The organism is Methylobacterium sp. NEAU K (genome assembly GCF_030700285.1).
Taxonomy (GTDB): Bacteria; Pseudomonadota; Alphaproteobacteria; order Rhizobiales; family Beijerinckiaceae; genus Methylobacterium.
The window spans coordinates 154,748-180,298 of the sequence record NZ_JAUYZJ010000004.1 but is presented as its reverse complement, the minus strand read 5'-3'; the positions used below and the strand labels follow the sequence as shown (position 1 = coordinate 180,298).

At 70.2% G+C, this 25,551-nt stretch carries 22 protein-coding genes; 10 read left to right on the top strand and 12 right to left on the bottom strand.

Annotated elements, in window-relative coordinates; genetic code table 11:
* The first annotated feature begins 26 nt into the window (after positions 1-26).
* From proS to Q8W67_RS05185, 3 genes are all read left to right on the top strand, one after another.
* Positions 27-1,352, top strand: a complete 1,326-nt coding sequence (gene proS / locus Q8W67_RS05195; protein WP_305541724.1) for a proline--tRNA ligase — start codon at positions 27-29, stop codon at positions 1,350-1,352.
* A gap of 101 nt (positions 1,353-1,453) precedes the next feature.
* Positions 1,454-2,752: a lipoprotein-releasing ABC transporter permease subunit gene (locus Q8W67_RS05190; RefSeq protein ID WP_305541721.1), complete on the top strand. Its 1,299-nt coding sequence runs from the start codon at positions 1,454-1,456 to the stop codon at positions 2,750-2,752.
* Positions 2,753-2,765: 13 nt separating this feature from the next.
* Complete coding sequence (locus tag Q8W67_RS05185) at positions 2,766-3,479, top strand: ABC transporter ATP-binding protein (protein ID WP_305541718.1); 714 nt, start codon at positions 2,766-2,768, stop codon at positions 3,477-3,479.
* Positions 3,480-3,536: 57 nt separating this feature from the next.
* Here Q8W67_RS05185 and Q8W67_RS05180 read toward each other — a convergent pair whose 3' ends face one another.
* Positions 3,537-4,781: a glycosyltransferase gene (locus Q8W67_RS05180; RefSeq protein ID WP_305541715.1), complete on the bottom strand. Its 1,245-nt coding sequence runs from the start codon at positions 4,779-4,781 to the stop codon at positions 3,537-3,539.
* Between the two features lie 564 nt (positions 4,782-5,345).
* Here Q8W67_RS05180 and dnaE point away from each other — a divergent pair.
* Entirely contained in the window at positions 5,346-8,864 is a 3,519-nt protein-coding gene (gene dnaE / locus Q8W67_RS05175) for a DNA polymerase III subunit alpha (protein ID WP_305541713.1), read from the top strand.
* On the opposite strand, the gene Q8W67_RS05170 is transcribed toward dnaE, so the two are convergent.
* Entirely contained in the window at positions 8,861-9,487 is a 627-nt protein-coding gene (locus Q8W67_RS05170) for a hypothetical protein (protein WP_305541711.1), read from the bottom strand. The two genes, dnaE and Q8W67_RS05170, sit on opposite strands and share 4 nt — an antisense overlap.
* A gap of 175 nt (positions 9,488-9,662) precedes the next feature.
* Here Q8W67_RS05170 and Q8W67_RS05165 point away from each other — a divergent pair, with 175 nt between their 5' ends.
* Positions 9,663-9,806, top strand: a complete 144-nt coding sequence (locus tag Q8W67_RS05165; RefSeq protein ID WP_305541708.1) for a hypothetical protein — start codon at positions 9,663-9,665, stop codon at positions 9,804-9,806.
* A gap of 3 nt (positions 9,807-9,809) precedes the next feature.
* Here the strand turns inward: Q8W67_RS05165 and Q8W67_RS05160 are convergent, their stop codons facing one another.
* Positions 9,810-10,505 (bottom strand): gamma-glutamylcyclotransferase, encoded by a 696-nt coding sequence (locus tag Q8W67_RS05160; protein ID WP_305541706.1) that lies wholly within the window; start codon positions 10,503-10,505, stop codon positions 9,810-9,812.
* A gap of 19 nt (positions 10,506-10,524) precedes the next feature.
* Complete coding sequence (locus Q8W67_RS05155; protein ID WP_305541703.1) at positions 10,525-10,926, bottom strand: hypothetical protein; 402 nt, start codon at positions 10,924-10,926, stop codon at positions 10,525-10,527.
* A 146-nt stretch (positions 10,927-11,072) separates the two neighbouring features.
* On the opposite strand from Q8W67_RS05155, the gene recO reads away from it, so the two are divergent.
* Together recO and parC are read left to right on the top strand one after the other, a co-directional pair.
* Positions 11,073-11,792, top strand: coding sequence for a DNA repair protein RecO (gene recO / locus Q8W67_RS05150; protein ID WP_305541701.1), 720 nt, complete (start codon positions 11,073-11,075; stop codon positions 11,790-11,792).
* Between the two features lie 251 nt (positions 11,793-12,043).
* The gene (gene parC / locus Q8W67_RS05145; protein ID WP_305541699.1) at positions 12,044-14,290 is read left to right on the top strand and encodes a DNA topoisomerase IV subunit A; all 2,247 of its coding nucleotides are present in this window, start codon (positions 12,044-12,046) and stop codon (positions 14,288-14,290) included.
* 261 nt (positions 14,291-14,551) lie between these two features.
* On the opposite strand, the gene Q8W67_RS05140 is transcribed toward parC, so the two are convergent.
* The 3 genes from Q8W67_RS05140 to gltX all read right to left on the bottom strand — a co-directional run bounded on the left by Q8W67_RS05140 (position 14,552) and on the right by gltX (position 18,446).
* Positions 14,552-15,613: a DNA-3-methyladenine glycosylase gene (locus Q8W67_RS05140; RefSeq protein WP_305541696.1), complete on the bottom strand. Its 1,062-nt coding sequence runs from the start codon at positions 15,611-15,613 to the stop codon at positions 14,552-14,554.
* Positions 15,508-16,797 (bottom strand): citrate synthase, encoded by a 1,290-nt coding sequence (gene gltA / locus Q8W67_RS05135; RefSeq protein ID WP_305541693.1) that lies wholly within the window; start codon positions 16,795-16,797, stop codon positions 15,508-15,510. The genes Q8W67_RS05140 and gltA overlap by 106 nt, the downstream gene beginning before the upstream one ends.
* Positions 16,798-17,018: 221 nt before the next feature.
* Positions 17,019-18,446 (bottom strand): glutamate--tRNA ligase, encoded by a 1,428-nt coding sequence (gene gltX, locus Q8W67_RS05130; RefSeq protein ID WP_305541690.1) that lies wholly within the window; start codon positions 18,444-18,446, stop codon positions 17,019-17,021.
* A gap of 175 nt (positions 18,447-18,621) precedes the next feature.
* Here gltX and Q8W67_RS05125 point away from each other — a divergent pair, with 175 nt between their 5' ends.
* A complete protein-coding gene (locus Q8W67_RS05125; RefSeq protein ID WP_305541687.1) occupies positions 18,622-20,895 on the top strand; it encodes a ComEC/Rec2 family competence protein in 2,274 nt (757 codons plus the stop codon).
* Here the strand turns inward: Q8W67_RS05125 and lexA are convergent.
* Complete coding sequence (lexA, locus tag Q8W67_RS05120; RefSeq protein WP_305541685.1) at positions 20,889-21,608, bottom strand: transcriptional repressor LexA; 720 nt, start codon at positions 21,606-21,608, stop codon at positions 20,889-20,891. The two genes, Q8W67_RS05125 and lexA, sit on opposite strands and share 7 nt — an antisense overlap.
* A 252-nt stretch (positions 21,609-21,860) precedes the next feature.
* On the opposite strand from lexA, the gene Q8W67_RS05115 reads away from it, so the two are divergent.
* Positions 21,861-22,316, top strand: coding sequence for a hypothetical protein (locus Q8W67_RS05115; RefSeq protein ID WP_305541865.1), 456 nt, complete (start codon positions 21,861-21,863; stop codon positions 22,314-22,316).
* Between the two features lie 38 nt (positions 22,317-22,354).
* Here Q8W67_RS05115 and Q8W67_RS05110 read toward each other — a convergent pair whose 3' ends face one another.
* Positions 22,355-22,570: a hypothetical protein gene (locus Q8W67_RS05110; RefSeq protein WP_305541863.1), complete on the bottom strand. Its 216-nt coding sequence runs from the start codon at positions 22,568-22,570 to the stop codon at positions 22,355-22,357.
* A gap of 355 nt (positions 22,571-22,925) precedes the next feature.
* On the opposite strand from Q8W67_RS05110, the gene fae reads away from it, so the two are divergent.
* A complete protein-coding gene (gene fae / locus Q8W67_RS05105; RefSeq protein WP_305541682.1) occupies positions 22,926-23,465 on the top strand; it encodes a formaldehyde-activating enzyme in 540 nt (179 codons plus the stop codon).
* On the opposite strand, the gene Q8W67_RS05100 is transcribed toward fae, so the two are convergent.
* The 3 genes from Q8W67_RS05100 to Q8W67_RS05090 are packed head-to-tail and all read right to left on the bottom strand — an operon-like array spanning position 23,466 to position 25,542.
* Entirely contained in the window at positions 23,466-23,930 is a 465-nt protein-coding gene (locus tag Q8W67_RS05100; RefSeq protein ID WP_305541679.1) for a hypothetical protein, read from the bottom strand.
* A gap of 44 nt (positions 23,931-23,974) precedes the next feature.
* The gene (locus Q8W67_RS05095) at positions 23,975-24,424 is read right to left on the bottom strand and encodes a response regulator (RefSeq protein WP_305541676.1); all 450 of its coding nucleotides are present in this window, start codon (positions 24,422-24,424) and stop codon (positions 23,975-23,977) included.
* Positions 24,421-25,542 carry a histidine kinase dimerization/phosphoacceptor domain -containing protein gene (locus Q8W67_RS05090; protein ID WP_305541673.1) on the bottom strand — a complete coding sequence of 374 codons (1,122 nt, stop codon included), beginning with the start codon at positions 25,540-25,542 and terminating at the stop codon, positions 24,421-24,423. Before Q8W67_RS05090 ends, Q8W67_RS05095 begins: the two co-directional genes overlap by 4 nt.
* Between the last annotated feature and the right edge of the window lie 9 nt (positions 25,543-25,551).

Genomic DNA, 25,551 nt, shown 5'->3' with positions numbered 1-25,551 from the left:
GGATCCACGCGTAAGACCTCGAAGACATGCGTCTCTCCCGCTACTTCATGCCGACCTTGCGCGAGACGCCCAAGGAAGCGGAGATCGTCTCCCACCGCCTGATGCTGCGCGCCGGCCTGGTGCGCCAGGAGGCGGCCGGCATTTATGCCTGGCTGCCGCTCGGCCTGCGGGTGCTCGAGCGCGTCTGCGCGGTGATCCGCCGGGAACAGGACCGCTCAGGCGCCATCGAGATCCTGATGCCGACGGTGCAGTCCGCCGAGCTGTGGCGGGAATCCGGGCGCTACGACGCCTATGGCAAGGAGATGCTGCGCCTCAAGGACCGGCACGACCGAGAGATGCTGTACGGCCCGACCGCCGAGGAAATGGTCACCGAAATCTTTCGGGCGAGCGTGCGCTCCTACAAGGATCTGCCGAAGAATCTCTATCAGATCTCGTGGAAGTTCCGCGACGAGGTGCGACCGCGCTTCGGCACGATGCGCTCGCGCGAGTTCCTGATGAAGGACGCCTACTCGTTCGATTTCGACCAGGCGGGAGCGCGCCACGCCTACAACCGCATGTTCGTGGCGTATCTTCGGACCTTCGCCGGGCTCGGCCTGAAGGCGATCCCGATGCGCGCCGATACCGGCCCGATCGGCGGCGACCTGTCCCACGAGTTCATCATCCTGGCCAAGACCGGCGAGAGCGAGGTGTTCTGCGACCGGGCCTATCTCGGCTTCGAGTCGCCGCCGGAGACTGTCGACTTCGACGATGTGGCCGCGCTCCAGGGCATCGTCGATTCCTGGACCTCGCATTACGCGGCCACCGAGGAGATGCACGAGCCGGAGGCCTTCGCGGAGGTGCCGGAGGAGAGCCGCATGGCAGCACGCGGCATCGAGGTCGGGCACATCTTCTATTTCGGCACGAAGTATTCCGAGCCGATGGGCGCCAAGGTCGCCGGGCCGGACGGGATCGAGCGGCCGGTGCATATGGGGTCCTACGGCATCGGCCCGAGCCGCTTGGTGGCGGCGATCATCGAGGCAAGCCACGACGAGGCCGGCATCATCTGGCCGGACGCGGTCGCGCCCTTCGACGTGGCGCTCATCAACCTCAAGGTCGGCGATGCCGGCACCGACGCCGCCTGCGCGCAGATCCAGTCGGATCTCGAAGCCGCCGGCCTGTCGGTGCTGTACGACGACCGCGACGAGCGCCCGGGCGCAAAATTCGCAACCGCGGACCTGATCGGCCTGCCCTGGCAGGTGGTCGTCGGGCCGAAGGGGCTGGCTGAGGGCAAGATCGAGTTGAAGCGGCGGGCCGGGGGCGAGCGCGAGAGCCTCGCCATCGTCGACCTGCTGGCGCGCATCCGTCGCGTCTGAGCGGAATTGCAGGAGGTAATTCTGCTCAGATCCGTTTTCGCGCAACAACTTCGCCGCCGCAGCGGCGGCCGCTCCGGCGCATGATGCTGAGGGCCAATCCGATGGCGGGTGCAGCGGCGATCGACCGGGTCCGGAGCCTCGCGGCGTCCTTCCGCGAGGGCACGGCGCCCTTCGCTCCGTTCGAGTGGATCATCGCCGGCCGCTACCTGCGAGCCCGCCGCCGGGGCGGCGGGGTCTCGGTGGTCGCCTTCTTCTCCGTTCTCGGCATCGCGCTCGGCGTCGCCACCCTGATCATCGTGCTCTCGGTGATGAACGGCTTCCGGGCGGAACTCCTGTCGAAGATCGTGGGCATCAACGGCCATCTGTTCGCCACGCCGATCGACCGGCCGTTCAACGACTGGGTCGATCTCTCCGAGCGCCTGTCGAAGGTTGCGGGCGTGCGTGCGGCGGTGCCGCTCGTCGAGGGGCAGGCCTTCGCCTCGTCTCAGTTCGGTGGCTCGGGGGTGATCGTGCGCGGCGTGCGCGCTGCCGATCTCGACGCCCTGGCGGCCGTCTCCAGCTCGATCCGCGGCGGCACCCTGGAGGGCTTCGATGACGGCACCGGCGTCTTGATCGGCCGGCGGCTGGCCGACACCCTCGGCCTGCAGGCGGGGGACAACATCACCCTGGTGACGCCCAAGGGCTCGTCCACACCCTTCGGCACCGCGCCACGCACCAAGAGCTATGCGGTCAAGGCGGTGTTCGAGGTCGGCATGACCGAGTTCGACCAGACCTTCGTGTTCATGCCGCTGACCGAGGCCCAGGCGTTCTTCAACCGCGACAGCGACGTCAGCATGATCGAGATCTACGTCGATAATCCCGATCAGGTCGGCGACATGCGCGAGCCGCTGGAGATGGCGGCCGAGCGCCCGATCCTGCTCACCGACTGGCGCCAGCGCAACCGCACCTTCTTCGGGGCGCTGGAGGTCGAGCGCAACGTGATGTTCCTGATCCTCAGCCTGATCGTCGTGGTGGCGACGCTCAACATCGTCTCGGGCCTGATCCTGCTGGTGCGCGACAAGTCGAGCGACATCGCGATACTGCGGACCATGGGGGCGACGCCGGGCACGATCATGCGGGTGTTCCTGATCAATGGCGCCCTGATCGGGCTGGTCGGGACCCTGAGCGGCCTCGGGCTCGGAATCCTGATCACCCTAAACATCAAGCCGATCCAGCACGTCCTGTTTCCCGGCGCCTGGGACCCGACGGTGCGATTCCTCGCCGAGATCCCGGCCCAGATGAACCCGAAGGAGATCGCCGCCGTGGTGATCACGTCGCTGCTGCTGTCGCTGGCGGCGACGGTCTATCCCTCCTGGCGTGCCGCCCGGCTCGATCCGGTGCAGGCCCTGCGCTACGGCTGACGGTCAGCACCCCATGAGCGATGCAAGCCAGCCGGCCGGCACCCCGCCGGTGCCGGCCCTGTTCTTCGCCCGCGTCGAGCGGCGATATCCCCAGGCCGAGGGCGCCCTGGAGATCCTGCGCGGAGCCGACCTCGCGATCTGGCCGGGCGAGCTGGTGGCGCTGGTGGCCCCCTCGGGGGCCGGCAAGTCGACGCTGCTGCACCTTGCCGGCCTGCTGGAGCGGCCGGACGGGGGCGAGGTCTATATCGGCGGCCACCCGACAGCCGCGATGGCGGATGCCGAGCGCACCCGGCTGCGCCGCGAGGAGATGGGCTTCGTCTACCAGTTCCACCACCTGCTGCCGGAATTCTCGGCGCTGGAGAACGTGGTGATGCCCCAGCTCATCCGCGGCCTAAAGGGCGCGGAGGCCAAGGCCCGGGCCGCCGAGCTCTTGAGCTTCCTCGGCCTCAAGGACCGCTTGTCGCACCGCCCGGCCGAGCTGTCGGGGGGCGAGCAGCAGCGCGTCGCCATCGCCCGGGCGGTGGCCAACGGACCTCGGCTGCTGCTGGCCGACGAGCCCACCGGGAATCTCGACCCCGGCACGGCGGGCCACGTCTTCTCGGTGCTGCTGTCCCTCGTGCGGGCCTCCGGCCTCGCCGCGCTCGTGGCGACCCACAACCTGGAGCTGGCCGCCCGCATGGACCGCCGGGTTACGATCCGCGACGGGCTGATCACGCCCCTCGACTGAGCGCGACCTTCGTGGCGGTCCGGTCGCGTCTCAGGTTTCCTACCGGCCTCCGGCTGCCTAGCGGTGCGCTGCAGACTCGGTCCGGGCCTCGGAGGCGGCGAGTTCCTCGACGTGTTCGCAAGCCTCGGTGATCGCGTCGCGACTCTCGGCCATGCGCGCCTTGGCCTGACCGCAGGCGCGCGCCACCGCCGGATCGGCCAGCAACCGGCCCAGGACGCGGGCGGCGCGGGCGGGCCGGAAGGCGCGGCGGCTCAGTGTGGCGCCGAGCGTCCGGTCCTTGAGGCGCCGCCCCTCGTCGAAATGGTCGAACGCCACGGGCACGACGAGCTGCGGAATCCCCGCCGCCAGGGCCTGCGCCACCGTGCCGACGCCGCCGTGGTGGACCAAGGCGGCGCTGCGCGGCAGCAAGGCGCTCAAGGGCGCGTAGGGCAGGTGGACGACCCCGGCCGGCAGCCGCTCCGGGATCTGGCCGCCCTGCGGCGCGAGCAGGACCCCGCGGCGGCCCATCGAGCGGCAGATCCGCAATGCGGTCTCGAAGAAATCCGCGCCCTGGCGCATCGCCGAGCCGTAGGTGAATACGATCGGAGCGTCGCCGGCGGACAGGAAAGCCTCCAGCTCCGGCGGCATCGCGGCTACGTCGCCGAACCGGTCCACCAGCGGGAAGCCGAGCTGCACCGCCTGGGCCGGCCAATCCGCCTGGGGCGCGGCGTACCAGTCCGGGAACATCAGAAGCATGCGCGTCGGGCTGTTCCACCAATGCCGCAGCCGGCCGACCGGATCGAGGCCGAGGCGTGCGCGCAGGGCGTTCAGGGGCGGCAGCGTGAACGGGCCGACCGCGACCGCGTCGACGCCCTGGTTCACGTAGGCGCGCAGGGCGGCCGGAAGGATCCGCGGCAGCGGCAGCCCCGGCAGCCGGGGCGGATCGGACCGGCTCTCGATCAGGAACGGCATCACGTGCAACGTGGCAGTCGGGATGGCGTAGAGTTCCTGCGCGAGCCGCGCCCCCCAGGCGAGGGGAGAGGCGACCACCACCTGATCCACCCCGCGCGCCCGCGTGGCCCCGAGCCAGAGGCAGGCAGTCTCGGCCACGCGCACGGCGAAGTCGAACATCAGCTGGAAGCCCCAGCGCGGGTGCCACAGGTCGGGCTGGCGGATCACCGCCTCGTAATCGGCGGCCGAACCGAGGGGCTGGAAGGCGAGGCCGGCCCGCAGTGCCATCGGCTCGAACGGGGCCGGCGCAGCCAGGGAAACCCCGTGGCCTCGCGCCAGGAGTTCATGGCCCAGCGCGATGAACGGCAACACGTCGCCATGGGTCCCGACGGCGATGAGAGCGATGTCGAGCCGTCCGACCGTTCTTTGCGCGGGAATGGGCTGCTCCTTCGAACCCCCCGATCAGATGACGAACCCGTCTCGGCGGGGGCATGCCAGCCCGAACGAGACGTATCAAGCCACGATTTATTTACTGTCATTGGAGGCTGCGGGCGCATATCACCCGCGCCCCCTATCATTAGAACAAAACATGAACATACTGGTCCCGGAACACGGGAGGCACGGCGATGCTGAAGCGGATGGTCCTGACCGGGATGGTCGAGTTCATGGCGTTCGGAATGCTGTTTGCGGCTGTCGGTGCCTGGGCGATAGCTCTGGCACCGGTTCGTTAGCCGGACTTTGCTAAATGGCGCCCGGCTCCCGCAGCCGTCCTGTTATACACAGGCGTTCGGCCCCGCGGCGCCGATTATCCACAGAGAGTAGCCGGACTGGTGCGTCCGGGGCACGACCGGTGGATATCGTCCGGTTGGCCTCCGCCATACGTCGACTCGGCGCGGTCGAGCGGGGATGCTGGGCGACCCCTGAACAAGGTAGCCCATGCCGCGCCAACTCAAGGAGGTCGGGTTCGTCCACCTCCACGTCCATTCGTCCTATTCTCTCCTCGAAGGGGCGCTGAAGGTCGGCTCCCTGGTCAAGGCCGCTGTGGCCGACCGGCAGCCAGCGCTTGCACTCACCGACACCAACAACCTGTTCGGCGCGCTGGAATTCTCCGAGAAGGCGGCGGGGGAGGGCGTCCAGCCGATCGCGGGCGCGCAGATCTCCGTGGCGTTCGAACCCGCCGATCCGCACCAGCGCAACGCACCGGCAAGCCATGGCGTCGTGCTGCTGGCCCAGGACGAGACCGGCTACGCCAACCTGCTGCGGCTGGCGAGCCGCGCCTATTTCGACACGGCGCTCGGCGAAGCGCCCCGGGTCGAGGCCGCGGCGCTGGCGGACTGCGGGGACGGGCTGATCGCGCTCACCGGCGGCATGTCGGGCCCCCTCGACGCCGCCTTCCGGGCGGGCCGGCCCGAATTGGCGCTGAGCCGCCTGAAGCAGCTCAAGACGGCCTTCGGCGAGGACAGGCTCTACGTCGAGATCCAGCGCCACGGCCTGCCCGAGGAGGGGCGGGTCGAGACGGCGCTCCTCGACCTCGCCGGCCGCCATGGCCTCGGCATCGCGGCGACGAACGAGCCGTTCTTCGCCAAGCCCGACGATTACGACGCGCATGACGCGCTGTTGGCCATCGCGGACGGACGCCTCGTCTCGGACGAGCGCCGCCGCCGGCTCACCCCGCGCCATGCCTTCAAGACCCGGGCCGAGATGGCCGAGCTGTTCCGCGACCTGCCGGACGCCCTCTCCGCCACCGTCGAGATCGCGATGCGCTGCGCCGTCCGGGCGCGGACCCGCAAGCCGATCCTGCCGAACTTCGGCTCGGTGGCGGCGGGCGAAACGCCGCCCATGGCGGACGCGCTGGCGGAAGCGTCGGATTCACCCGTGCAGGCGGTGGCGGCCGACGAGCCGACCGAGCTGCGCCGGCAGGCCGAGGCCGGGCTGGAGCTGCGGCTGAAGCAGCACGGCACGGCACCCGGCTTCTCGGAGGAGGATTACCGCAAGCGCCTGGCCTTCGAGCTCGACGTCATCGTCAAGATGAAGTTCCCGGGTTACTTCCTGATCGTCTCGGACTTCATCAAGTGGGCCAAGGACCACGACATCCCGGTCGGCCCGGGACGCGGCTCCGGTGCGGGCTCGCTGGTGGCGTGGTCGCTGCTGATCACCGACCTCGACCCGCTGCGCTTCGGCCTGCTGTTCGAGCGCTTCCTCAACCCCGAGCGCGTCTCGATGCCGGATTTCGACATCGACTTCTGCGTCGAGGGCCGCGAGCGGGTGATCCGCTACGTGCAGCAGCGCTACGGCGAGCGGCAGGTCGGGCAGATCATCACCTTCGGTACGCTGCTCGCCCGCGGCGTGCTGCGCGATGTCGGCCGCGTGCTGGAGATGCCCTACGGGCAGGTCGACAAGCTGACCAAGCTGGTGCCGCAGAACCCCGCCAACCCGGTGACGCTGGCCCAGGCGATCGAGGGCGAGCCCAAGCTCCAGCAGGCCATGGAGGAGGAGCCGATCGTCGCGCGGCTCATCGACATCGCCAAGAAGCTCGAGGGCCTGCACCGCCACGCCTCGACACACGCCGCCGGCGTGGTGATCGGCGACCGGCCCCTCGAGGAGCTGGTCCCGCTCTACCGAGACCCGAAGACCGGGATGCGAGTGACCCAGTTCAACATGAAGTGGGTCGAGCAGGCCGGCCTGGTGAAGTTCGACTTCCTGGGCCTCAAGACGCTTACGATGCTGCGGTGCTGCACCGACCTCCTGAAGCAGCGCGGCATCGCGATCGACTTGGCGAGCCTGCCGCTCGACGACAAGAATACCTACACACCGATGGGCCGGGGCGAGACGGTCGGGGTGTTCCAGGTGGAATCCGCCGGCATGCGCAAGGCGCTCTGCGAGATGCAGGCGGACCGATTCGAGGACATCATCGCGCTCGTCGCCCTCTACCGGCCGGGCCCGATGGCCAACATCCCGGTCTATTGCGAGCGCAAGCTCGGCCGCGATGCCGGCAACGAGGCGTCCTGGTATCCGGACCCGAAGCTGGAGCCGATGCTGAAGGAGACCTTCGGGATCATCGTCTACCAGGAACAGGTGATGGAGATCGCCAAGGTTCTGGCCGGCTACTCGCTGGGCGAGGCCGACATGCTCCGGCGCGCCATGGGCAAGAAGATCCGCGCCGAGATGGACGCGCAGCGCGACCGGTTCCTCAAGGGCTGCACCGAGCGCGGGCTGACCAAGGCCAAGGCCAACGAGATCTTCGACCTCCTGGCCAAGTTCGCCGATTACGGATTCAACAAGAGCCACGCGGCGGCCTACGCGCTGCTGACCTACCAGACCGGCTACCTGAAGGCGAACCATCCGGTCGAGTTCCTGGCAGCCGCCATGACCCTCGACATCGACAACACGGACAAGCTCGCCGAATTCCGCCAGGACGCGCAGCGCCTCAAGATCACCGTCGAGCCGCCCTCGATCAACACCTCCGGGGAGGTGTTCGAGGTACGCAACGGCAAGATCTTCTACGCGCTCGCCGCCATCAAGGGCGTCGGCCGCGAGGCGGTCCGCGCGCTGGTCGAGGCGAGGGGCGACCGCCCGTTCAAGGATCTCGCCTGCCTCGCCCGCCGGCTCAACCCGCGGATGATCAACAAGCGCACCCTGGAAAGCCTCGTCCAGGCCGGGGCGCTGGATTGCATCGAGCCGGACCGGGCCCGGGCCTTCGCGGCGGTCGAACCGATGATGAAGCTCGCCGCCAGCGCCGCCGAGGCCGCCTCCACGGGCGTGACCGACATGTTCGGCGGCGTGGTCGCGGACGACGTGTCCCTGCGGATTCCGCCGCACGAGATCTGGCCGATGGCCGACACGCTAAAGCGCGAATACGCGGCGATCGGCTTCTTCGTCTCGGGCCACCCGCTCGACGAGTACGGCGACCTGCTCGACAAGCTGCGGGTGCAGAGCTGGGCCGATTTCTGCCGCTCGGTGCGGGCCGGGACCAGCAGCGTCGGCCGCGTGGCAGCCTCGGTCCTCGACCGGGCGGAGCGGCGCACCAAGACCGGCAACAAGATGGGCATCGTGACCCTCTCGGACCGGACCGCGCATTTCGAGGCGATCATCTTCTCCGAGGGGCTGGGCCAGTACCGCGACATCCTCGAACCGGGGCGCCCGCTGGTGCTCCAGCTCCAGGCGAACCTGGAGGGTGAGGACGTGCGCGCCCGCATCCTCACCGCGGAGCCCCTCGACCAGGCGGTCGCCCGCCACCAGAAGGGGATGCGCATCCATCTCAGCGACCCCCGCGGGGTCGGGCCCGTGCAGCAGCGGCTGTCGATGCGGGGGGAGAGCGAGGTCTCGCTGATCCTCAAGCTCGACGGCGGCGGCCGCGAGGTCGAGATCCGGCTGCCGGGCAAGTTCCAGGCGACGCCGGCGCTGGCCGGCCAGCTTCGGACCGTGCCGGGGGTCGTGCAGGTGGAGGTGAGTTAGAACGGCGCCGGGAGACAGCCGCCGAGGGCCGTCTTCAGGGCGGCGGCGTCGCTCTCGGCTATGGTGAACGTCGCCACCAGGGATGGATCGCCGGCCCGGGGGCTCGCCTGCGTCCAGGTGAGCTTGGTCCCCGGCTGGACCAGCGCCAGAGCGACCCCGTGCAGGGGATCCTCGCCGCGGCGCGCGGCTGTCACCGTCAGGGTGAAGCCTGCATCCGGGCCGGTCGCCGCCACGCCCTGCACCGGCATTCGCAGGGAACGCACGCTGCCGGCATTGGAGACCAGGATACCGGTGAGCAGCGTCGCGCTGCCGGAGCCTTCGAGACCGGCGAAGTCGAAGCTCTGTGCCAGCTCGGCGAAGCCCGGCACCGTCAGCGCCGCCGACAGGCCGGTGCCGCCTGGATCGCAGGCGAGGTGCAGGGTCACCGGGCGCTGGCCCGTGCCCAGCGTGGCGTTGCCGGAGAGATCCGCGGCGCCGCCGGCGGGCCGCGTGCCGTCGGGCAGCAGCGGGGCGCCTCCCGTCAGGATCTCGGACAGCCGGTACCCGCGGCTCCAGGGCCCCGCGAGGAGCGCGGCGAGCGCGATGACCGCAACCGCCAGAGCCACGCCGATCCGGAGCCGCATCCTGTCCTCCCCCTGTGGAAATCCCGGGGCGGCGGCATAGACGATCGCGGCGTCTCCGCAACCCTTCGTTCACCCTGATCGCAGGATGTGCACCGCACCGGAACTCATGTGCGCTGCCACAACTCCATAAAAACCGATCGATCTTATGCACCGGCGCTCAAGCTTGAGCGTCGCGATGCGCACGAAAATCCTGCTCGTCCTCACCCTCGTGGTCTACGTCACCACCGGGCGTGCGCCCGGCATCCGCGAGCCGCGCAATCCGGACGCGGAGCACGCGGGCGGGCGCGTCGTCATCGCCATGAAGCGTGCCTGGGCCTGAGCCTCACGCTTCCGCCGCGCAGGCCCTGAGCCGTGCCGCCACCAGGGCCTGGAGGCTCCAGAGGTGCCGGTCGCGGATGCCGAGCCGCTCGCAGGCCTCGACGGTCCGGAACAGATACTCGGCGCTCGGGCCGGCATGCCCGCAGGCGGCGGCGATCTTGTCGGCGATCTCGGCATCCGAAAGGCGGCCGGCGTAGCGGTCGCTGGCGCGATTGGCCAGGAAGGTCAATGCCGGGACGCTCCCGGCCTGGGTCGCCACCGGCAGCCAGCGGGCGACATAGCCCCGGCCGCGCATCTCGCGCCGCCAGACCGGCATCAGCGCCGCGCGGATCTCGGCGTCCGGAAGGCGGAACGCGACGCCCCGGCACAGGCCGCCGCGATCGAGCGCCAGGACGAAGCCCGGCCGCTCGGGCGTGCCGCGGAACCGGCGCTGGAGCAGGCAGAAGCGGCGGTGGAAGCCGCGCACCGTGCCGATCCGGCGTTCGGCCACCGGGAATTCCGGCCGCCACATCAGCGAGCCGTAGGCGAAGACCCAGAGGTCGCTGCCCTCGCGACCCGCGACGATCTCCTCGAGGCCCGGGCGCAGTTCCGCGTCGGACATCACCGCGAGGCCACCCGGGTCGTCGGGCACAGGGACGGAATGGGCGCGGGCGATCAGGTCGAGGTTGAGATCGAGGGTGCGCGTGGGCAGGGAGGCCATGGCCGTCAACGCGGCTGCCTCACCGGGCGTTTCCGAGGGCGTCCAGCTCGGGGAAGGGCTGGCTGCGGTGGCCGGCGCAAACCTCCTCGTCGTCGATCACCTCCAGTCGGTCGGCCTGATGGCGCATCACCGCCTTGGGCCGCTCAGGCTTGCCGAAGGTCCGGCCGCTCATACGGCTCGACACGCAATAGAGTGTCCGGCCCCCATCCTCGATCGGCCCCGCGAGCCGGCTGCCCTCGAACCGCACCGGCAGCAGCGACACTGCGCCGAAATCGACCTGTTTCAGGGCGAGCGCGGCGATCCGTTCTTTCAGGGCCGGGGATGGCGCCTCAAAGGCGGCGGCCCTCTTCGCCGTCCTGGGGGCGGCCTGTGCGCCGGCGTTGGCGAGGGCCAGGACAAGAACCAGGGCGGCGCGACGCATGCAGGTGATTCCTTCCCGGCCAAGCTACCGTCGCCCGGCAGGCACGCAAAGGCGGCGCCGCGGCCCCGGAGCCCTTATATGCGGGGGATCGAAGCGGAGCGCGGGCGTCGCGTTGCGCACCACTCCCGCCGGTGACGTGAACCCGCATGCAATGGACCGACGACGCCCTGGTGCTCGGCCTGCGTCGACACGGCGAGAGCGGCGTCATCCTGGAGGCGATGACCCAGGGTCACGGGCGCCATCTCGGTCTCGTGCATGGTGGGCGCTCGCGCCGGATGCAGCCGGTGCTCCAGCCCGGCAACCGGGTGCGGCTGACCTGGCGGGCGCGCCTCGACGAGGGCCTCGGCGCCTATGCGGTGGAGCCGCTCGACTCGCAGGTCTCGCGGATGATCGGTTCAAGCCTCGCCCTCTACGGGCTCAGCCACATGGCGGCCCTGCTGCGGCTCCTACCCGAGCGCGATCCACATCCGGCGCTCTACGAGGCGGCCGGCGTGCTGGTTGAGCACCTGGACGATCCGGCCGTCGCGCCGCCCTTGATGGTACGGTTCGAGCTGGCGATCCTGTCGGAACTCGGCTTCGGCCTAGACCTGACCGCCTGCGCCGCCACCGGGGGCAACGACGCCCTGGCCTACGTGTCGCCCAAGACCGGGCGCGCGGTCAGCGCCTCCGCGGGCGAGCCATTTCGCGATCGCCTGCTGGCGCTGCCGAGCTTCCTGCACGCGGGTGGATCCCCCGGCCCGGACGGCGTTGCGCAAGGGTTTACCTTGACGGGGTACTTCCTCGACAGGCACGTCTGGGGTCCGCGCGGCCTCGGCATGCCGGAGGAGCGGGCGCGATTCGTTGCGCTCGGCCGTGAGGCCGGGTAATGTTCGCGTTATGTTCTAAACATCGCCGGGCTTGAATGTGGCTCAGCCCGGTGGATGCCAATCCCGTCATCCGGGGCCGCGCAGCGGAGCCCGGAATCCAGAAGCGTGCGCCGACCGGCAGGATACGTCCGTCTGATCCGGCGCGGTCGGCGGCTTTCGGATTCCGGGCTCGCCTGCGGCGCCTCGGACTGACGGACCGCCAATGAGGCGGCGCTGCCGGTCGGCGGCCCCGCCCTGAGACAGGAGCCGTCATGGGCCAGCCCTTCGAGCCGCCGTCCGGCGACGGGATCGAGAGCGTCGAGCTGAAATCCGCGCTGGAAGAGCGCTACCTCGCCTATGCGCTCTCCACGATCATGCATCGGGCGCTGCCGGATGCCCGCGACGGGCTGAAGCCCGTGCACAGACGCATCCTCTATGGGATGCGGCTGCTGCGCCTCGACCCGAACACCGCGCACAAGAAATGCGCCAAGATCGTCGGCGACGTGATGGGCGATTTCCACCCGCACGGCGACCAGGCGATCTACGACGCGCTGGTGCGGCTCTCGCAGGACTTCGCGCAGCGCTATCCGCTGGTCGACGGCCAGGGCAATTTCGGCAACATCGACGGCGATGGCCCGGCCGCCTACCGCTACACCGAGGCGCGGCTCACCGAGGTCGCCCGGCTGCTCCTCGACGGGATCGACGAGGACACGGTCGATTTCCGCCCCTCCTACAACGGCGAGAAGGAGGAGCCGGTGGTGCTGCCGGCCGCCTTCCCGAACCTCTTGGCCAACGGCAGCCAGGGCATCGCGGTCGGCATGGCGACCTCGATCCCGCCGCACAACGCGGCCGAACTCTGCGACGCGGCGCTCTACCTGATCAGCCACCCGGGAGCGACCTCGGCCCAGCTCAACAGCTTCGTCCAGGGGCCGGATTTCCCCACCGGCGGTATCCTGGTCGATTCGGCCGAGTCGATCGCCGAGGCCTACCGCACCGGCCGGGGCGCCTTCCGGGTCCGGGCCCGCTGGACCAAGGAAGATCTCGGCCGCGGCACCTGGAACATCGTCGTCACCGAGATCCCCTACGGCATCCCGAAAGGCCGGCTGATCGAGAAGATGGCCGAGCTCCTCCAGGAGAAGAAGCTGCCGTTGCTCGCCGACGTGCGCGACGAATCGGCCGAGGACGTGCGCGTCGTGCTGGAGCCGCGCTCGCGCACGGTGGATCCCGTCATCCTGATGGAATCCCTGTTCCGGCTGACGGAACTCGAAGCCCGTATCCCGCTCAACCTCAACGTCCTGGTCGGCGGCCTCGTGCCGAGGGTGATCGGGCTCGCCGAGTGCCTGCGGGAATGGATCGACCACCGCCGCGTGGTGCTCCAGCGCCGCTCGCGTCACCGCCTCGGGCAGATCGACCGCCGCCTGGAGATCCTCGGCGGCCTGCTCATCGTCTATCTCGACCTCGACGAGGTGATCCGCATCATCCGCGAGGAGGACGAGCCGAAGGCCGCCCTCATGGCCCGGTTCGAACTGACTGAGATCCAGGCCAACGCGATCCTCGACACCCGCCTGCGCTCCTTGCGCAAGCTGGAGGAGATGGAGCTGAAGCGCGAGTTCGACGCGCTCACTGCCGAGAAAGCCGAGATCGACGCGCTGCTCGCCTCCGAGCCGGCGCAGTGGAAGGCGATCCAGGCGCAGATCCGCGCCGTGAAGAAGACCTTCGGGCCCGAGACCAAGCTGGGCAAGCGCCGTACGACGCTCGCCAGCCCGCCGGATGTGGGCGGCATCGACTTCACGGCGGCTCTGGTCGAGCGCGAGCCGATCACCGTGATCGTCTCCAACAAGGGCTGGATCCGGGCCCTCAAGGGCCACGTCGCCGACCTCTCGGGGGTGGCGTTCAAGGGCGACGACACCCTGAAGATCGCCTTCCCGAGCGAGACCACCGCGAAGATCCTGCTGCTCGCCTCGAACGGCAAGGTATTCACCATCGAGGCCTCGAAGCTGCCGGGCGGCCGCGGCTTCGGCGATCCGGTGCGGCTGATGGTCGATCTCGACGACGGCACCGAGGTGGTGGCCGCTCTGCCCTACCGACCCGAGACCAAGCTGCTCATCGCCGGCTCGGACGGACGCGGCTTCGTGGCGCCGTCCGACGCCCTGGTGGCCAACACCCGCAAGGGCAAAGGCGTGCTGGGCTTGGACGGCGACGCGACGGCGGTCGTGCTCGTGCCTGCTGACGGCGATCACGTCGCGGTGGTGAACACGGAGAAGCTGCTGCTGATCTTCCCGATCTCGGAAGTGGCCGAACTCGCCCGCGGCAAGGGCGTCCGGCTCCAGCGATGCCGCGGCGGCCGGCTCAGCGACGCGCACGTCTTCCGGATGGCGGACGGCCTGCCCTGGCAGGATGGCTCGACGGAGGGGCGGCTTGCCAACGCGTCGGTTCTCGAGAAGTGGCTCGGGCACCGCGCGGAAGTTGGTCTGATGATGGCGCGCAGCTTCCCGAAATTCGAGCGGTTCGGGCGCTGACGGATGCTGCCCGGGCCGGACCGTAGCTGCGGTCGTGGTCCGGGCGCCCGCACCGTCAGCGCGCGGCGGCTGAGCCGGAGCGCGCCGAAGGCCGACGCGGCGCCGCCGGCTGGGACCGCGAGGAGGCGGAGCATCTGGGCTGTCTCGGGAATGAGATCGATCCCCGACCCCGCGATGGTCTCTGACGCATGAACGATGACCAAGCCCGCGGAAGACGGGTCGTCGCGCGGGATCGGCGAGGCTCGGTGAGAATCGCTCGGATCACCAGGTGCGCGCCGCCGCCTCGTCCGCCGTCCAGAGGTGCTGAGCCGCGTAGGCCCGGTACGGGCGCCACGCCTCCGCTCGGGCGAGCAGCGCCGCGGGGCTCGGGCGGCCAGCGCCGACATCGAGCGCCCGCAGCAGGCCGACATCGCCTACCGGCAGGGCGTCGGGCAGCTTGAGCGCCCGCATGGCGATGTACTGCGCCGTCCACGGCCCGATCCCGCGGATCGCGGTGAACCGCAGGACCGCGGCCTCCAAGGTGGCGGCCGGGGCGAACAGATCCGGGTCGGCGAGGGCGGCGGCCGCCATCGCCTGGATCGCCGCGCCGCGGGAACGTGGCATGTTCAGCGCCAGGGACACATCCGCCTCGACCAGCGCCGCGGGAGCGGGAAAGACGTGTGTCAGGCCGCCGACCGGCTCCGCCAGCCTGGTGCCGAACGCCGCGACCAGCCGTCCGGCGAGCCGGATCGCGGCCGCCACCGAGACCTGTTGGCCGAGGATCGCCCGGCAAGCGGTCTCGAACGGATCCCAGGCCCCCGGCAGCCGCAATCCGGGTCTCTGCGCCACCAGGCCGGCCAGCGCCGGCTCCCCGGACAGGCAGGCCGCGATTGCGGCCGGGTCGGCGTCGCAGTCGAACAGGCGGCGGAGGCGCTCCGCCACCTCCCGGGCGCAGCCCGGATCGAGCCCGTAGAGCGCGACGCGCAGGCCGTCGCCGCCGGGCTCGACCGCCAGGATGCCGGGCCGGCCCGCGAGGCTAACCGTGCGCGCATAGGCCCGGCCGCCGGGATCAGCCGCCTCGACGCCGGGGATCGCGCGCTTGACCAGGAAGGCGCGGATCGCCGCCCAATCGTAGGGCAGCCGGCAGGGAAGGCGGAACGTGACGCCCGGCGTCGCCGGAAACGAGAGGGGCGGCCCGTCGGCCGTTCCCGGGGTCGTGTCGTCTCCGATGGCCCGGCTCAGCCGCGCTGGTCCACCGGCACGTAGTCGCGCTGCGCCGGCCCGACATAGAGCTGGCGCGGACGGCCGATCTTCTGCATCGGGTCCTCGATCATCTCGGCCCATTGCGCGATCCAGCCGACCGTGCGCGCCACCGCGAACAGCACGGTGAACATGTCGGTCGGGAAGCCCATCGCCTTCAGGGTGATGCCCGAGTAAAAATCGATGTTCGGGTAGAGCTTTTTCTCGACGAAGTACTCGTCCTTGAGGGCGATCTGCTCCAGCTCCATGGCGACGTGCAGCAGCGGATCCTCGGTCTTGCCGAGTTCCTTGAGCACCTGGTGGGTGGTGCTCTGCATGATCCGCGCGCGCGGGTCGTAGTTCTTGTAGACCCGGTGGCCGAAGCCCATCAGGCGGAACGGGTCGTTCTTGTCCTTGGCCTTGGCGACGTACTTTCCGACGTTCTCGGGCGTGCCAATCTCCATCAGCATCTTCAGTGCCGCCTCGTTGGCGCCGCCATGGGCCGGGCCCCACAGGCAGGCGATGCCGGCCGCGATGCACGCGAAGGGGTTGGCGCCGGACGAGCCGGCGAGCCGCACCGTCGAGGTCGAGGCGTTCTGCTCGTGATCGGCGTGCAGGATGAAGATCTTGTCGAGGGCCCGCGAGAACACGGGGTTGACCTCGTACTCCTCGCACGGCACCGCGTAGCACATCCGCAGAAAATTCGAGGTGTAGTCGAGGTCGTTCTTCGGGTACACGAAGGGCTGGCCAATGGAATACTTATAAGCCATCGCGGCCAGCGTCGGCATCTTGGCGATCATGCGGATCGACGCGATCATCCGCTGGCTCTCGTCCGTGATGTCGGTCGAGTCGTGGTAGAAGGCCGAGAGCGCGCCGACCGAGGCCACCATCACGGCCATCGGGTGCGCGTCGCGCCGAAAGCCCGTGAAGAAGCGGTTCATCTGGTCGTGCACCATGGTGTGGCGCGTGACCCGGTAGTCAAAATCGGCCTTCTGGGCCGCGGTCGGCAGGCTGCCGAACAGCATCAGGTAACAGGTCTCGAGGAAGTCGCCCTTCTCTGCGAGTTGCTCGATCGGGTAGCCGCGGTAGAGCAGCACGCCTTCGTCGCCGTCGATGTAGGTGATCTTCGATTCGCACGAGGCCGTCGAGGTGAAGCCCGGGTCGAAAGTGAAGGCGCCGGTCTTGGCGTAGAGCTTGCCGATGTCGATGACGTCCGGCCCGATCGTGCCGGATTTCACCGGCAGCTCGATCTCCTTGCCGTCCACGGTGATGGTGCTGGATGCGCTCATGGATCGTGGACCCTTCTCTGGCGACGTGGCGGATGCCGGCCTCGGGCTGCCCGAGGCGACCCTCGGGGCCGGAGCACGCCGCCTTATGCTGCGGGTGCTCACACGCATGGGTTACCCAAACGGCACTGCAGCAGCAACGGGGTCGGTGACAACCGGACCCCATCGCCAAGCGAAATCCGGGCCGGCACGCGCGGTTCCTGCCCGCCCGGGAGGCCGTGCCGTCAGCCCTGCGGCACCTGATCACCGAGGCGGGCGAGGGTCTCGCTCCGGCCGAGCACCGCCATCACGTCGAACAGGGGCGGAGAGGTGGTGCGCCCGGTGAGCGCGGCCCGCAGCGGCTGGGCCACCTGCCCGAGCTTGCAGCCGGCGGCCTCCGCGTATCCACGCACCGCGCCCTCCGTCGCCGCCGCGCTCCACTCGGGCAGCGCTTCGAGCGCCGGGAGCACGTCGGCGAGACGCGCGCGGCCTTCGTCGGACAGGAGCGCCCGCGCTTTGTCGTCGATGCCCAGCGGGCGCTGCGCGTACAGGTAATAGGCGCTGTCGAGGAGCTCGATCAGCGTCTTCGCCCGCTCCTTGAGGCCCGGCATGGCGAGCGTCAGCTTGTCCCTGAGATCGGCCGGGAGCGGCGCCGAGAGGCCGCGCTCAGGGCCGACGCTCGGCAGGATGGTCTCGATCGCCGCGACGAGGTCCGAATCGGCGCTGCCGCGGATATAGAGGCCGTTGAGATTCGCGAGCTTGGCGAAGTCGAACCGGGCGGCCGAGCGCCCGACCGCCCCGAGATCGAAGGCCGCGACCATCTCGTCGGTGGAGAATACCTCCTGGTCCCCGTGGCTCCAGCCGAGCCGCACCAGATAGTTGCGCAGGGCTGCCGGCAGGTAGCCGAGATCGCGATAGGCCTCGACGCCGAGCGCCCCGTGGCGCTTCGAGAGCTTCGCCCCGTCCGCCCCGTGGATCAGCGGAATATGGGCCATCCGGGGGATGTCCCAGCCGAGCGCCGAGAAGATCTGGCTCTGGCGCGCGGCGTTGGTGAGGTGGTCGTCGCCGCGGATGACCTGGGTGACGCCCATGTCGTGGTCGTCCACCACAACGGCGAGCATGTAGGTCGGCGTGCCGTCCGAGCGCAGCAGCACGAGGTCGTCGAGGTCGCGGTTGGCCCAGGTGACCCGACCCTGCACGGCGTCGTCGACCACGGTCTCGCCCTCCGTGGGCGCGCGCAGCCGGATCACCGGCTTGACCCCGGCCGGCGCCTCGGACGGGTCGCGGTCGCGCCAGCGCCCGTCGTAGCGCGGGGCGCGGCCCTCGGCCCGGGCGGTCTCCCGCATCTGCGCCAGTTCCTCGGCCGTGGCGTAGCAATGGTAGGCGCGGCCGGCCGCCAGCAGTTCCTCGGCGACCGCGCGGTGGCGCGCGGCGCGGGCGAACTGGAACACCACGTCCCCGTCCCAATCGAGGCCGAGCCAGGAGAGACCGTCGAGGATCGCGTCGATCGCCCCCTTGGTCGAGCGCTCCCGGTCGGTATCCTCGATGCGCAGTAGCATCCGGCCGCCGGTATGGCGGGCGTAAAGCCAGTTGAACAACGCCGTACGGGCCCCGCCGATATGCAGGTAGCCGGTGGGCGAGGGGGCGAAGCGCGTGACGACGGCTGAGGACATCGGGCCGGTATGTTCGGGGACGGAAGGCAACGGGGCGGCGAAAGGCTCGCGGACAGGCCCATCGCACGGAGCGGCGCCCGTAGCACGAAGCGCCGGCTGTAGCACGGGTAGCCGGATGCGTTAAGAATCCCTGCACCGGCGGCGACGAGTCGCGCGGATCGGGGCGCGGCGGCGGATGCAGCGGATCGGGGCGAGGCTGGCGGGCGGCGCGCTTGCGCTGGTCGGCCGGCGCGCCGCGGTGCTTCCCGCGCTCCGCGATCGGGTCGCCGGCGGCCTCGCCCGTGAGGTCGAGCAGCGCCGCCTGTTCCCCTGGCTGGCGGTGGCGTTCGGCACCGGGATCCTGGTCTACTTCGCGGCCGCCGACGGGACGCCGTTTCTGGCCGCCCCCCTTGTCGGGGCGGGACTGGCTCTCGCGACCGTGCCGTTCCTGGGCGCGCGGCCGGCGGCCCTGGCCCTCGCCCTCGCGGTGGCGGCCGGTTTCCTGGGCTTCGCGGCGGCGACTTGGCGGGTCTCGCAGGTGGCAGCACCGATCCTCGCGCGCACGACCATCGGACCGCTCACCGGGATGATCGAAGCGCTGGACGAGCGCGAGGTCGGCGCTCGGCTGGTGATCCGGGTCGAGAGCTTCGCGGGGCTCGCCCCCGCGGTGAGGCCACTCCGGGTGCGGGTCTCGTTCCGCAAGGCGCCGCCCCTGCGGCCCGGGGACTTCGTCGCCGCCACCGCGCGGCTTCTGCCGCCGCCCGAGGCTGCACGGCCGGGAGGCTACGACTTCGCCCGGGACGCCTATTTCCAGGGCATCGGCGCCGTGGGCTCGCTGGTCGGCGCGGTGAGCGTCCAGGCGCCCCCCGCGCCGCCGCCCCTGCAGCTGCGGCTCGCCGCTATGCTGGATGACGCCCGCAACGCGCTGACGCGCCGGATCGCGCAGGCGGAGGGTGGCCAGGCGGGGGCGGTCGCAGCGGCCCTGGTGACGGGCAAGCGCGGACTGATCGGCCCGGCGACCAACGATGCGCTGCGCGCCGCAGGCATCTATCACGTGGTCTCGATCTCGGGCCTGCACATGGTGCTGGCCGCCGGCGTGGTGTTCTGGCTGGTGCGGGCGCTGCTGGCCCTGGTGCCGTACTGCGCGCTGTTCTGGCCGATCAAGAAAATCGCGGCCGGCTTCGCGATGATGGGCGTGACCGCCTACTGCGCGTTCTCGGGCTGGGACATCGCCGCGGAGCGCTCGCTGATCATGACCCTGATCATGCTCGGAGCGATCCTGGTCGACCGGCCGGCCCTGTCGATGCGCAACCTCGCGCTCGCCGCGCTGATCGCACTGGCGCGGGAGCCGGAGGGACTGCTCGGCCCGAGCTTCCAGATGTCGTTCGGGGCTGTGGCCGGGCTGATCGCCTGCGCCCGGCTGATCGATGGACACCTGTTCGTGCGCCCGGGGGCGGGGCGGCTCGAGCGGCTCCTCGGGACCGGCCTCTCGGCCGTCACCGGCACCCTGGGGACGACCCTGGTGGCGCAGGTCGCGACGGCGCCGTTCGCCACCTACCATTTTCAGACGATCCAGCCGTTCGGGCTCATCGGCAACGCCCTGACCCTGCCCCTCGTGTCCCTGGTCGTGATGCCGTCGGCGGTGATCGGGATCCTGGCCTATCCCTTCGCCCTCGACCGGCCGGTCTGGTGGCTGATGGGGCAGGCGGTGGGCGGCATGCTGGCGATCTCCCGGTGGATCGCCGGCTTCGATCGGGCAACCCTCGTGATGCCGGCCTTCGGGACCGGGGCGCTGACGCTGCTGGCCATGGGGCTGCTTCTGGCGACGCTCCCGGCCTCGCGCCTGCGCTGGCTGGCCCTCCCGCCCGTCCTGCTCGGGCTCGGTCTGGCGGCGGCACCGGAACGCTACGATCTCTACGTCGACCGCCAGGGCGGGGGTGCCGCCGTGCGCGGCGCGGACGGCCGCCTGTGGGCCCTGGGCAGCCCCTCGCGCTTCGTGCTCGAGCAGTGGCTGAAGGCGGATGGCGACGGGCGTCGCGCCGATCAAGTGACCGGCACCTCGGCCGGCGGACACTGCGACCGACTGGGCTGCACCGCGCGCCTGCCGGATGGCCGCGCCGTCGCCCTGGTCCGCGACCGGCGCGCCTTCCCGGAGGATTGCACCCGCGCCGCCGTGCTGATCACGGCGCTCGCCGCACCGCCGACCTGCCTGGGGCCCCTGTTAATCGACCGTCGCGTCCTCACCGCCCACGGCGCTGTCGCACTGCAGGCCACCCGCTCGGGTTTCACGGCGAGCTACGCCCGCGGCAGCGATCGATCCGTACCGTGGCGGCCGCATTCCACCGCCCACTCACCGGCCACGCCGCACCGCGATACGCCGGACACGTCCGGCGCGACGATCACGCCGGAGACCGAACCGTCGGGTCCCGAAGTCACGCCCGGGGACGCGCCGGCCGAGCCGCTTCAGTAGCGGCGCACGAGGCTGACGAGCCGCCCTTGGATCTGGACCCGGTCGGGACCGAGGACGCGGGTCTCGTAGGCCGGGTTGGCGGCCTCCAGGGCGATCGAGGAGCCGCGGCGGCGCAGCCGTTTGAGCGTCGCCTCCTCATCGTCGATCAGGGCCACGATGATGTCGCCGGTATTGGCGGTGTCCTGCTTGCGGATCACCACCAGGTCGCCGTCCAGGATGCCAGCATCGACCATCGAATCGCCCCGCACCTCCAGGGCGTAATGCTCGCCGCCGGCCAGGAAATCCGGCGACAGGGTGATGGCGTGGCTCTGGTTCTGGATCGCCGAGACGGGCGTGCCGGCCGCGATCCGTCCCATCACGGGGATCGAGACGGCGCGCCCCGCCTCGTCGAGCATCCGGGTGGAAGCGGGAGCCGACGGCAGCTTGGACTTGCCGCCCTCCACCACGCTCGGCGTGAAGCGGCGGGGCTCCGCGGGGGGCGTGGCGGCCTGGGCCAGGCTCTCGGGGATGCGGATCACCTCGATGGCGCGCGCCCGGTTCGGCAGCCGCCGCAGGAAGCCGCGCTCCTCCAGGGCCGTGATCAGCCGGTGGATGCCGGATTTGGACTTGAGGTCGAGGGCGTCCTTCATCTCGTCGAAGGACGGTGGGACGCCGCATTCCTGCATCCGGCTCTGGATGAAACGGAGGAGGTCCAGCTGCTTGCGCGTGAGCATCGACGGGGACTCGCGGCTTGGCGGGCCGCCTCGGGACGGCCTCGAAAACAAATCACGAACAGGTTAAACGTTCCGCAAGTGTTCCGCAAGTGCGGTACGGCCACGCTCGGGCTCGGACGACCGCCTCAGGTCACAAACGAATTGACTGCGCAAGCGGGGCCGTTTCAATGCGCCACGGTGTTCCCGCCGGACGTCGCGGCGGGTACGGATGCCCGGCCGGCGGGATCGGGACTCGGAGCTGGGGTGACGAGGATGCGACGGCTCGCGGCTCTGCTGCCCATCGGCTTGGGGGTGATCGGCTTGGCGCTTGCCGGCTGCACCACCGGGTTCTCATACATCTCGCGAAACTACGTCGCGCTCACCCCGCAGGTGGTGACCATCGGCTGCAAGGAGCCCTACGAGGTCTACGATAATCGGCAGTTGCGCCGGATGCTGATCGTCTCCGACGCCCTGCGCGAATATGCCGGCTGCAATCTCAGCGAGGTCCGGATCGATCCCGTGCCGGAGGCGACCCGCGTGAAGCGCTTCCGCACCGCCGCCCGCGCCTATCTCGACGAGACCGTGCGGGAGGATTGCCGGATCACCGGGGAGACCGTGTTCGATCCGCTGAAAAGCGAGTTCGCCTATGCGTGTGACGCCCCGATCGAGAAGCGGGGCACGGTGGTGCCGCGCCTGCCCGGCCGCAATCCGGGCTTGAACCAGCAATGATCCTCGGGGGTCTACGGCGGGCCTGAGGGTCAGGTCCGTCAGGCGCCCGGCTTCGGGAAGGTGCGCTCGGCCGCGTCCCCGGCCGCCGCCAGCAGGGCGCGGGCGAAGGCACGGGCCTCCGACCGGTCCAGCACGATCGCGGCCGTGACCGGGCTGCCGCCGAGGTCGGGCAGGGCGAGTTCGAGCCGCACCCCGTCGGGCACGGCACTCGCCTGGAGGCTCCAGCCGCCTCCCCGTTCCGGACTCTCCGCCATCATGCCCCCTCGCGCTTGACCGTGCGCGGCCCGTGGAAACGCCGCGGGCTCCCGCCGGAACGGCCCCGGTCCGGGACTGTTCCCGAGCCGGGCCGACCACAGACTCCCTGCCCCGCCTGTCCACGTTCCTCAAGACCGCAGGCCCAGTCTTGTGGTGATGCCGCCGCTGCGGATGCAGCCTCATCACGGCGGCGCAGAGCGGCGCGCACTCGGGCGACTCGCTGCCGCTGCTCCGGATCCCGATCGTGCCGATCCCCACCCGTCCCCTCGACGGGCGAGGCCTGCTCTGAACCGATTGACGCGGGGCCCCCGATGATGTCTCCCCCGGGTTCCGCAGGCGGTGGAGTCGCGACACATGCAAGAGATCTGGTTCCGCACGGGCGAGGCCACCGTGCTGGCGGCCGAAGGCCAATACACCGACGCGATGCCGGAGGTGCTGATCGGTTCGGTGCGCGGGCCTGTCGGTCAGGCCTTCGCGTCGATGATGGGTCAGGTCCAGGGACACACCCGGATGTTCGTGGTTCGCGACCTCAACCAGCTGGTGCGTCCGGCCACGATGATGACCACCAAGGCAACGATCCACACGGCCGAGTATGTCGAGTTGCTCGGCGGCGTGGTGCAGGCGGCCACCGGCGATGCGATCGTGGATTGCATCATCGAGGGCGTGCTGCCCAAGGACGGACTGGACGAGCTCTGCATGATCATCATGATCTGGCTCGACCCGCGCTGCGCCGAGGACGACAACCTCGACCGCAAGGACCTCTACCGCACGAACTACGAGGCGACGAAGCTCGCCATCGCCCGCGCCCTCAAGGGCGAGCCGACCGTGGACGAGCTGATCGCCAACCGGAAGACCGTGAAGCACTACGCCCTGGAGGACGTGGTCGAGTATTGATCAGCGCGGCGGGATGCGCCCCACCGAGCAGAGGGTGCGCATCGTGCTGCTGCCGGGGTCGGTGTAGCAGGAGGCGGACCAGCCGTTCTGCTGGATGAACGACTTGCGCCGCTCCGAGAGCGCAGTCCGGTAGGCGTTGGCGATGATCGGCTCGACGCGCGCGGCCGGCTCGCCGACCAGGATTTCCGAGGCCGTCGAGAGGTCGTGGAAGAAGGCCGCCGAGGGGCTCGGCTCGGCGGAGATGGCCTGCACGATCGGCTCGGCCCGGCAAGTCACGTCGAACGTGATCGGGCCGGCCACGCGGATGTCGATGCTGGGGCCGGCGCGCTTGCCCACTCGGCCGCCGATCGCCCCGGCGATCTGGCGGGCGAGGTCGTCGCAGGGGTCCGCCCGAGCGGCGGTCGGCAGGAGCAGCAGGCCCACGAGGGCGGCGAGGACCGGGCGCGGAACGGCGAAGTCTGGCATGGCCGGCACTCTACGCAACGCGCAGGGCCTGTCGAGAGGCCGGGTCAGGCCCGCATCTCGGCGAAGCTCTTGAGCCAGCTTGCCGCGACGCGCATCCCCGGCGGGACCAACTCGGCCGGCGGCGGCCGGCGCACGCATTCCTCCAGGTAGGCCAGGGATTCTTCCAGCCCCGTGCCTGTGAACGGCTTGGCGATCACCGCCGTGGCCCCCTCGAGGTCCTCGGACAGCGCCCGGGCGTTGGCGGTCATGAACGCGGCGGTGATGCCGCCGATGTCACGCACGGCGTGCGCCACGTCCACCCCCGAGGAGCCGTCGCCGAGGCGCAGATCGATCAGCACCAGTTCGGGCCGGGTCTCGTGGACGAGGGCGATCGCCTCGCCCGCGGTGGTGGCCGTCCCCACGACGCGATAGCCGGCATCCTCCAGGATCATCTCGATCTGCATCAGGATGAGGGCTTCATCCTCGACGACGAGTATCCGCAGCGGTTCACTCACGATGTCTCCAGACTGCTCGCCTTCTCGCGCGGCAAGCGGATGTTGACGATCGTACCCGGGTCGTTGGCCTGCCAGGCGATGCTCGCACTGAGCTGGCGGCAGAGGGTGCCGATCAACCGCTTCCCGAACGAGCGCTGCTCCATGAGGTGTACGGGCATGCCGACGCCGTCATCGGCGATCCGGATGGTGAAGTACGTGTCGTCCGGCGCCACCGTCACGGAGAGTCGGCCGGCGCGCTCATCCGGGAAGGCATGCTTGAGGGCGTTGGTGATCAATTCATTCATCATCAGCGCGACCGGGGGAGCCATGGCGACCGGGACCTCCACGGTCTCCAGGTCCAGGTGCAGGCGGATACGGTCTCCACCCGAGCCGCGGACCAGATCGCCGGCGAGGTCGCGGGCGAACTCGGCCACGTCGAACCGCTCGACGTTGTTGGATTGGTACAGCCGTCGATGCACAGTGCCGAGCGCCTCCACCCGGGTCAGCATCGCCTCCATGGCGGTGCGCGCGGCGGGATCGGTGATGGTCTTGGTCTGCATGGCGAGGAGGGCCGCGATCATCTGCAGGTTGTTCTTGACCCGATGATCAACCTCATGGACCAACATGGTCTGCGTGGCCAATGCCTCGGTCAGGTCGCGGGTCCGCCGGGCGACCTCGGCCTCGAAGTGATCCTTCTCCTGCTGGATCCGGAGATGTGCGTCCACGCGGTCGGTCACGTCGAGCTGCGAGGCGAAGAAGAATAGCACCTCGCCCGCCTCGTTGGCGACCGGGCTGAGATACAGCGCGTTCCAGAATGCCGTCCCATCCTTGCGGTAGTTCAGCACGTCGATCGCGATGTCCTGTTGCGCCTTGACCGCCTCGCGGATCATCGCCACGGCGCCGCGGTCGGTGTGCTCGCCCTGCAGGAAGCGGCAGTTCCGGCCGAGCACCTCGGACCTGTCGTAGCCGCTCATCCGGAGGAACGCATCGTTGGCGTAGACGATCGGATTGTCGGGCAGGCGCGGATTGGTGATGATCATGGACATCCGCGTGGCGCGGACCGCGGCGGCGAACGGGTCACCCTTACCCTGCTCGGCGTCGAGCCGGTTAGTCTGATGCCAAGCGTCGGGCTGTTCCATTGAACCTGC

What these genes read in the sequence shown, in the direction of transcription:
- proS (WP_305541724.1), top strand. Translation starts at nt 27, where the DNA reads ATGCGTCTCTCCCGCTACTTCATGCCGACCTTGCGCGAGACGCCCAAG.
- Q8W67_RS05190 (WP_305541721.1), top strand. Translation starts at nt 1,454, where the DNA reads ATGGCGGGTGCAGCGGCGATCGACCGGGTCCGGAGCCTCGCGGCGTCC.
- Q8W67_RS05185 (WP_305541718.1), top strand. Translation starts at nt 2,766, where the DNA reads ATGAGCGATGCAAGCCAGCCGGCCGGCACCCCGCCGGTGCCGGCCCTG.
- dnaE (WP_305541713.1), top strand. Translation starts at nt 5,346, where the DNA reads ATGCCGCGCCAACTCAAGGAGGTCGGGTTCGTCCACCTCCACGTCCAT.
- Q8W67_RS05170 (WP_305541711.1), bottom strand. Translation starts at nt 9,487, where the DNA reads ATGCGGCTCCGGATCGGCGTGGCTCTGGCGGTTGCGGTCATCGCGCTC.
- Q8W67_RS05165 (WP_305541708.1), top strand. Translation starts at nt 9,663, where the DNA reads ATGCGCACGAAAATCCTGCTCGTCCTCACCCTCGTGGTCTACGTCACC.
- Q8W67_RS05160 (WP_305541706.1), bottom strand. Translation starts at nt 10,505, where the DNA reads ATGGCCTCCCTGCCCACGCGCACCCTCGATCTCAACCTCGACCTGATC.
- Q8W67_RS05155 (WP_305541703.1), bottom strand. Translation starts at nt 10,926, where the DNA reads ATGCGTCGCGCCGCCCTGGTTCTTGTCCTGGCCCTCGCCAACGCCGGC.
- recO (WP_305541701.1), top strand. Translation starts at nt 11,073, where the DNA reads ATGCAATGGACCGACGACGCCCTGGTGCTCGGCCTGCGTCGACACGGC.
- parC (WP_305541699.1), top strand. Translation starts at nt 12,044, where the DNA reads ATGGGCCAGCCCTTCGAGCCGCCGTCCGGCGACGGGATCGAGAGCGTC.
- Q8W67_RS05140 (WP_305541696.1), bottom strand. Translation starts at nt 15,613, where the DNA reads ATGGGCCGAGATGATCGAGGACCCGATGCAGAAGATCGGCCGTCCGCG.
- gltA (WP_305541693.1), bottom strand. Translation starts at nt 16,797, where the DNA reads ATGAGCGCATCCAGCACCATCACCGTGGACGGCAAGGAGATCGAGCTG.
- gltX (WP_305541690.1), bottom strand. Translation starts at nt 18,446, where the DNA reads ATGTCCTCAGCCGTCGTCACGCGCTTCGCCCCCTCGCCCACCGGCTAC.
- Q8W67_RS05125 (WP_305541687.1), top strand. Translation starts at nt 18,622, where the DNA reads ATGCAGCGGATCGGGGCGAGGCTGGCGGGCGGCGCGCTTGCGCTGGTC.
- lexA (WP_305541685.1), bottom strand. Translation starts at nt 21,608, where the DNA reads ATGCTCACGCGCAAGCAGCTGGACCTCCTCCGTTTCATCCAGAGCCGG.
- Q8W67_RS05115 (WP_305541865.1), top strand. Translation starts at nt 21,861, where the DNA reads ATGCGACGGCTCGCGGCTCTGCTGCCCATCGGCTTGGGGGTGATCGGC.
- Q8W67_RS05110 (WP_305541863.1), bottom strand. Translation starts at nt 22,570, where the DNA reads ATGGCGGAGAGTCCGGAACGGGGAGGCGGCTGGAGCCTCCAGGCGAGT.
- fae (WP_305541682.1), top strand. Translation starts at nt 22,926, where the DNA reads ATGCAAGAGATCTGGTTCCGCACGGGCGAGGCCACCGTGCTGGCGGCC.
- Q8W67_RS05100 (WP_305541679.1), bottom strand. Translation starts at nt 23,930, where the DNA reads ATGCCAGACTTCGCCGTTCCGCGCCCGGTCCTCGCCGCCCTCGTGGGC.
- Q8W67_RS05090 (WP_305541673.1), bottom strand. Translation starts at nt 25,542, where the DNA reads ATGGAACAGCCCGACGCTTGGCATCAGACTAACCGGCTCGACGCCGAG.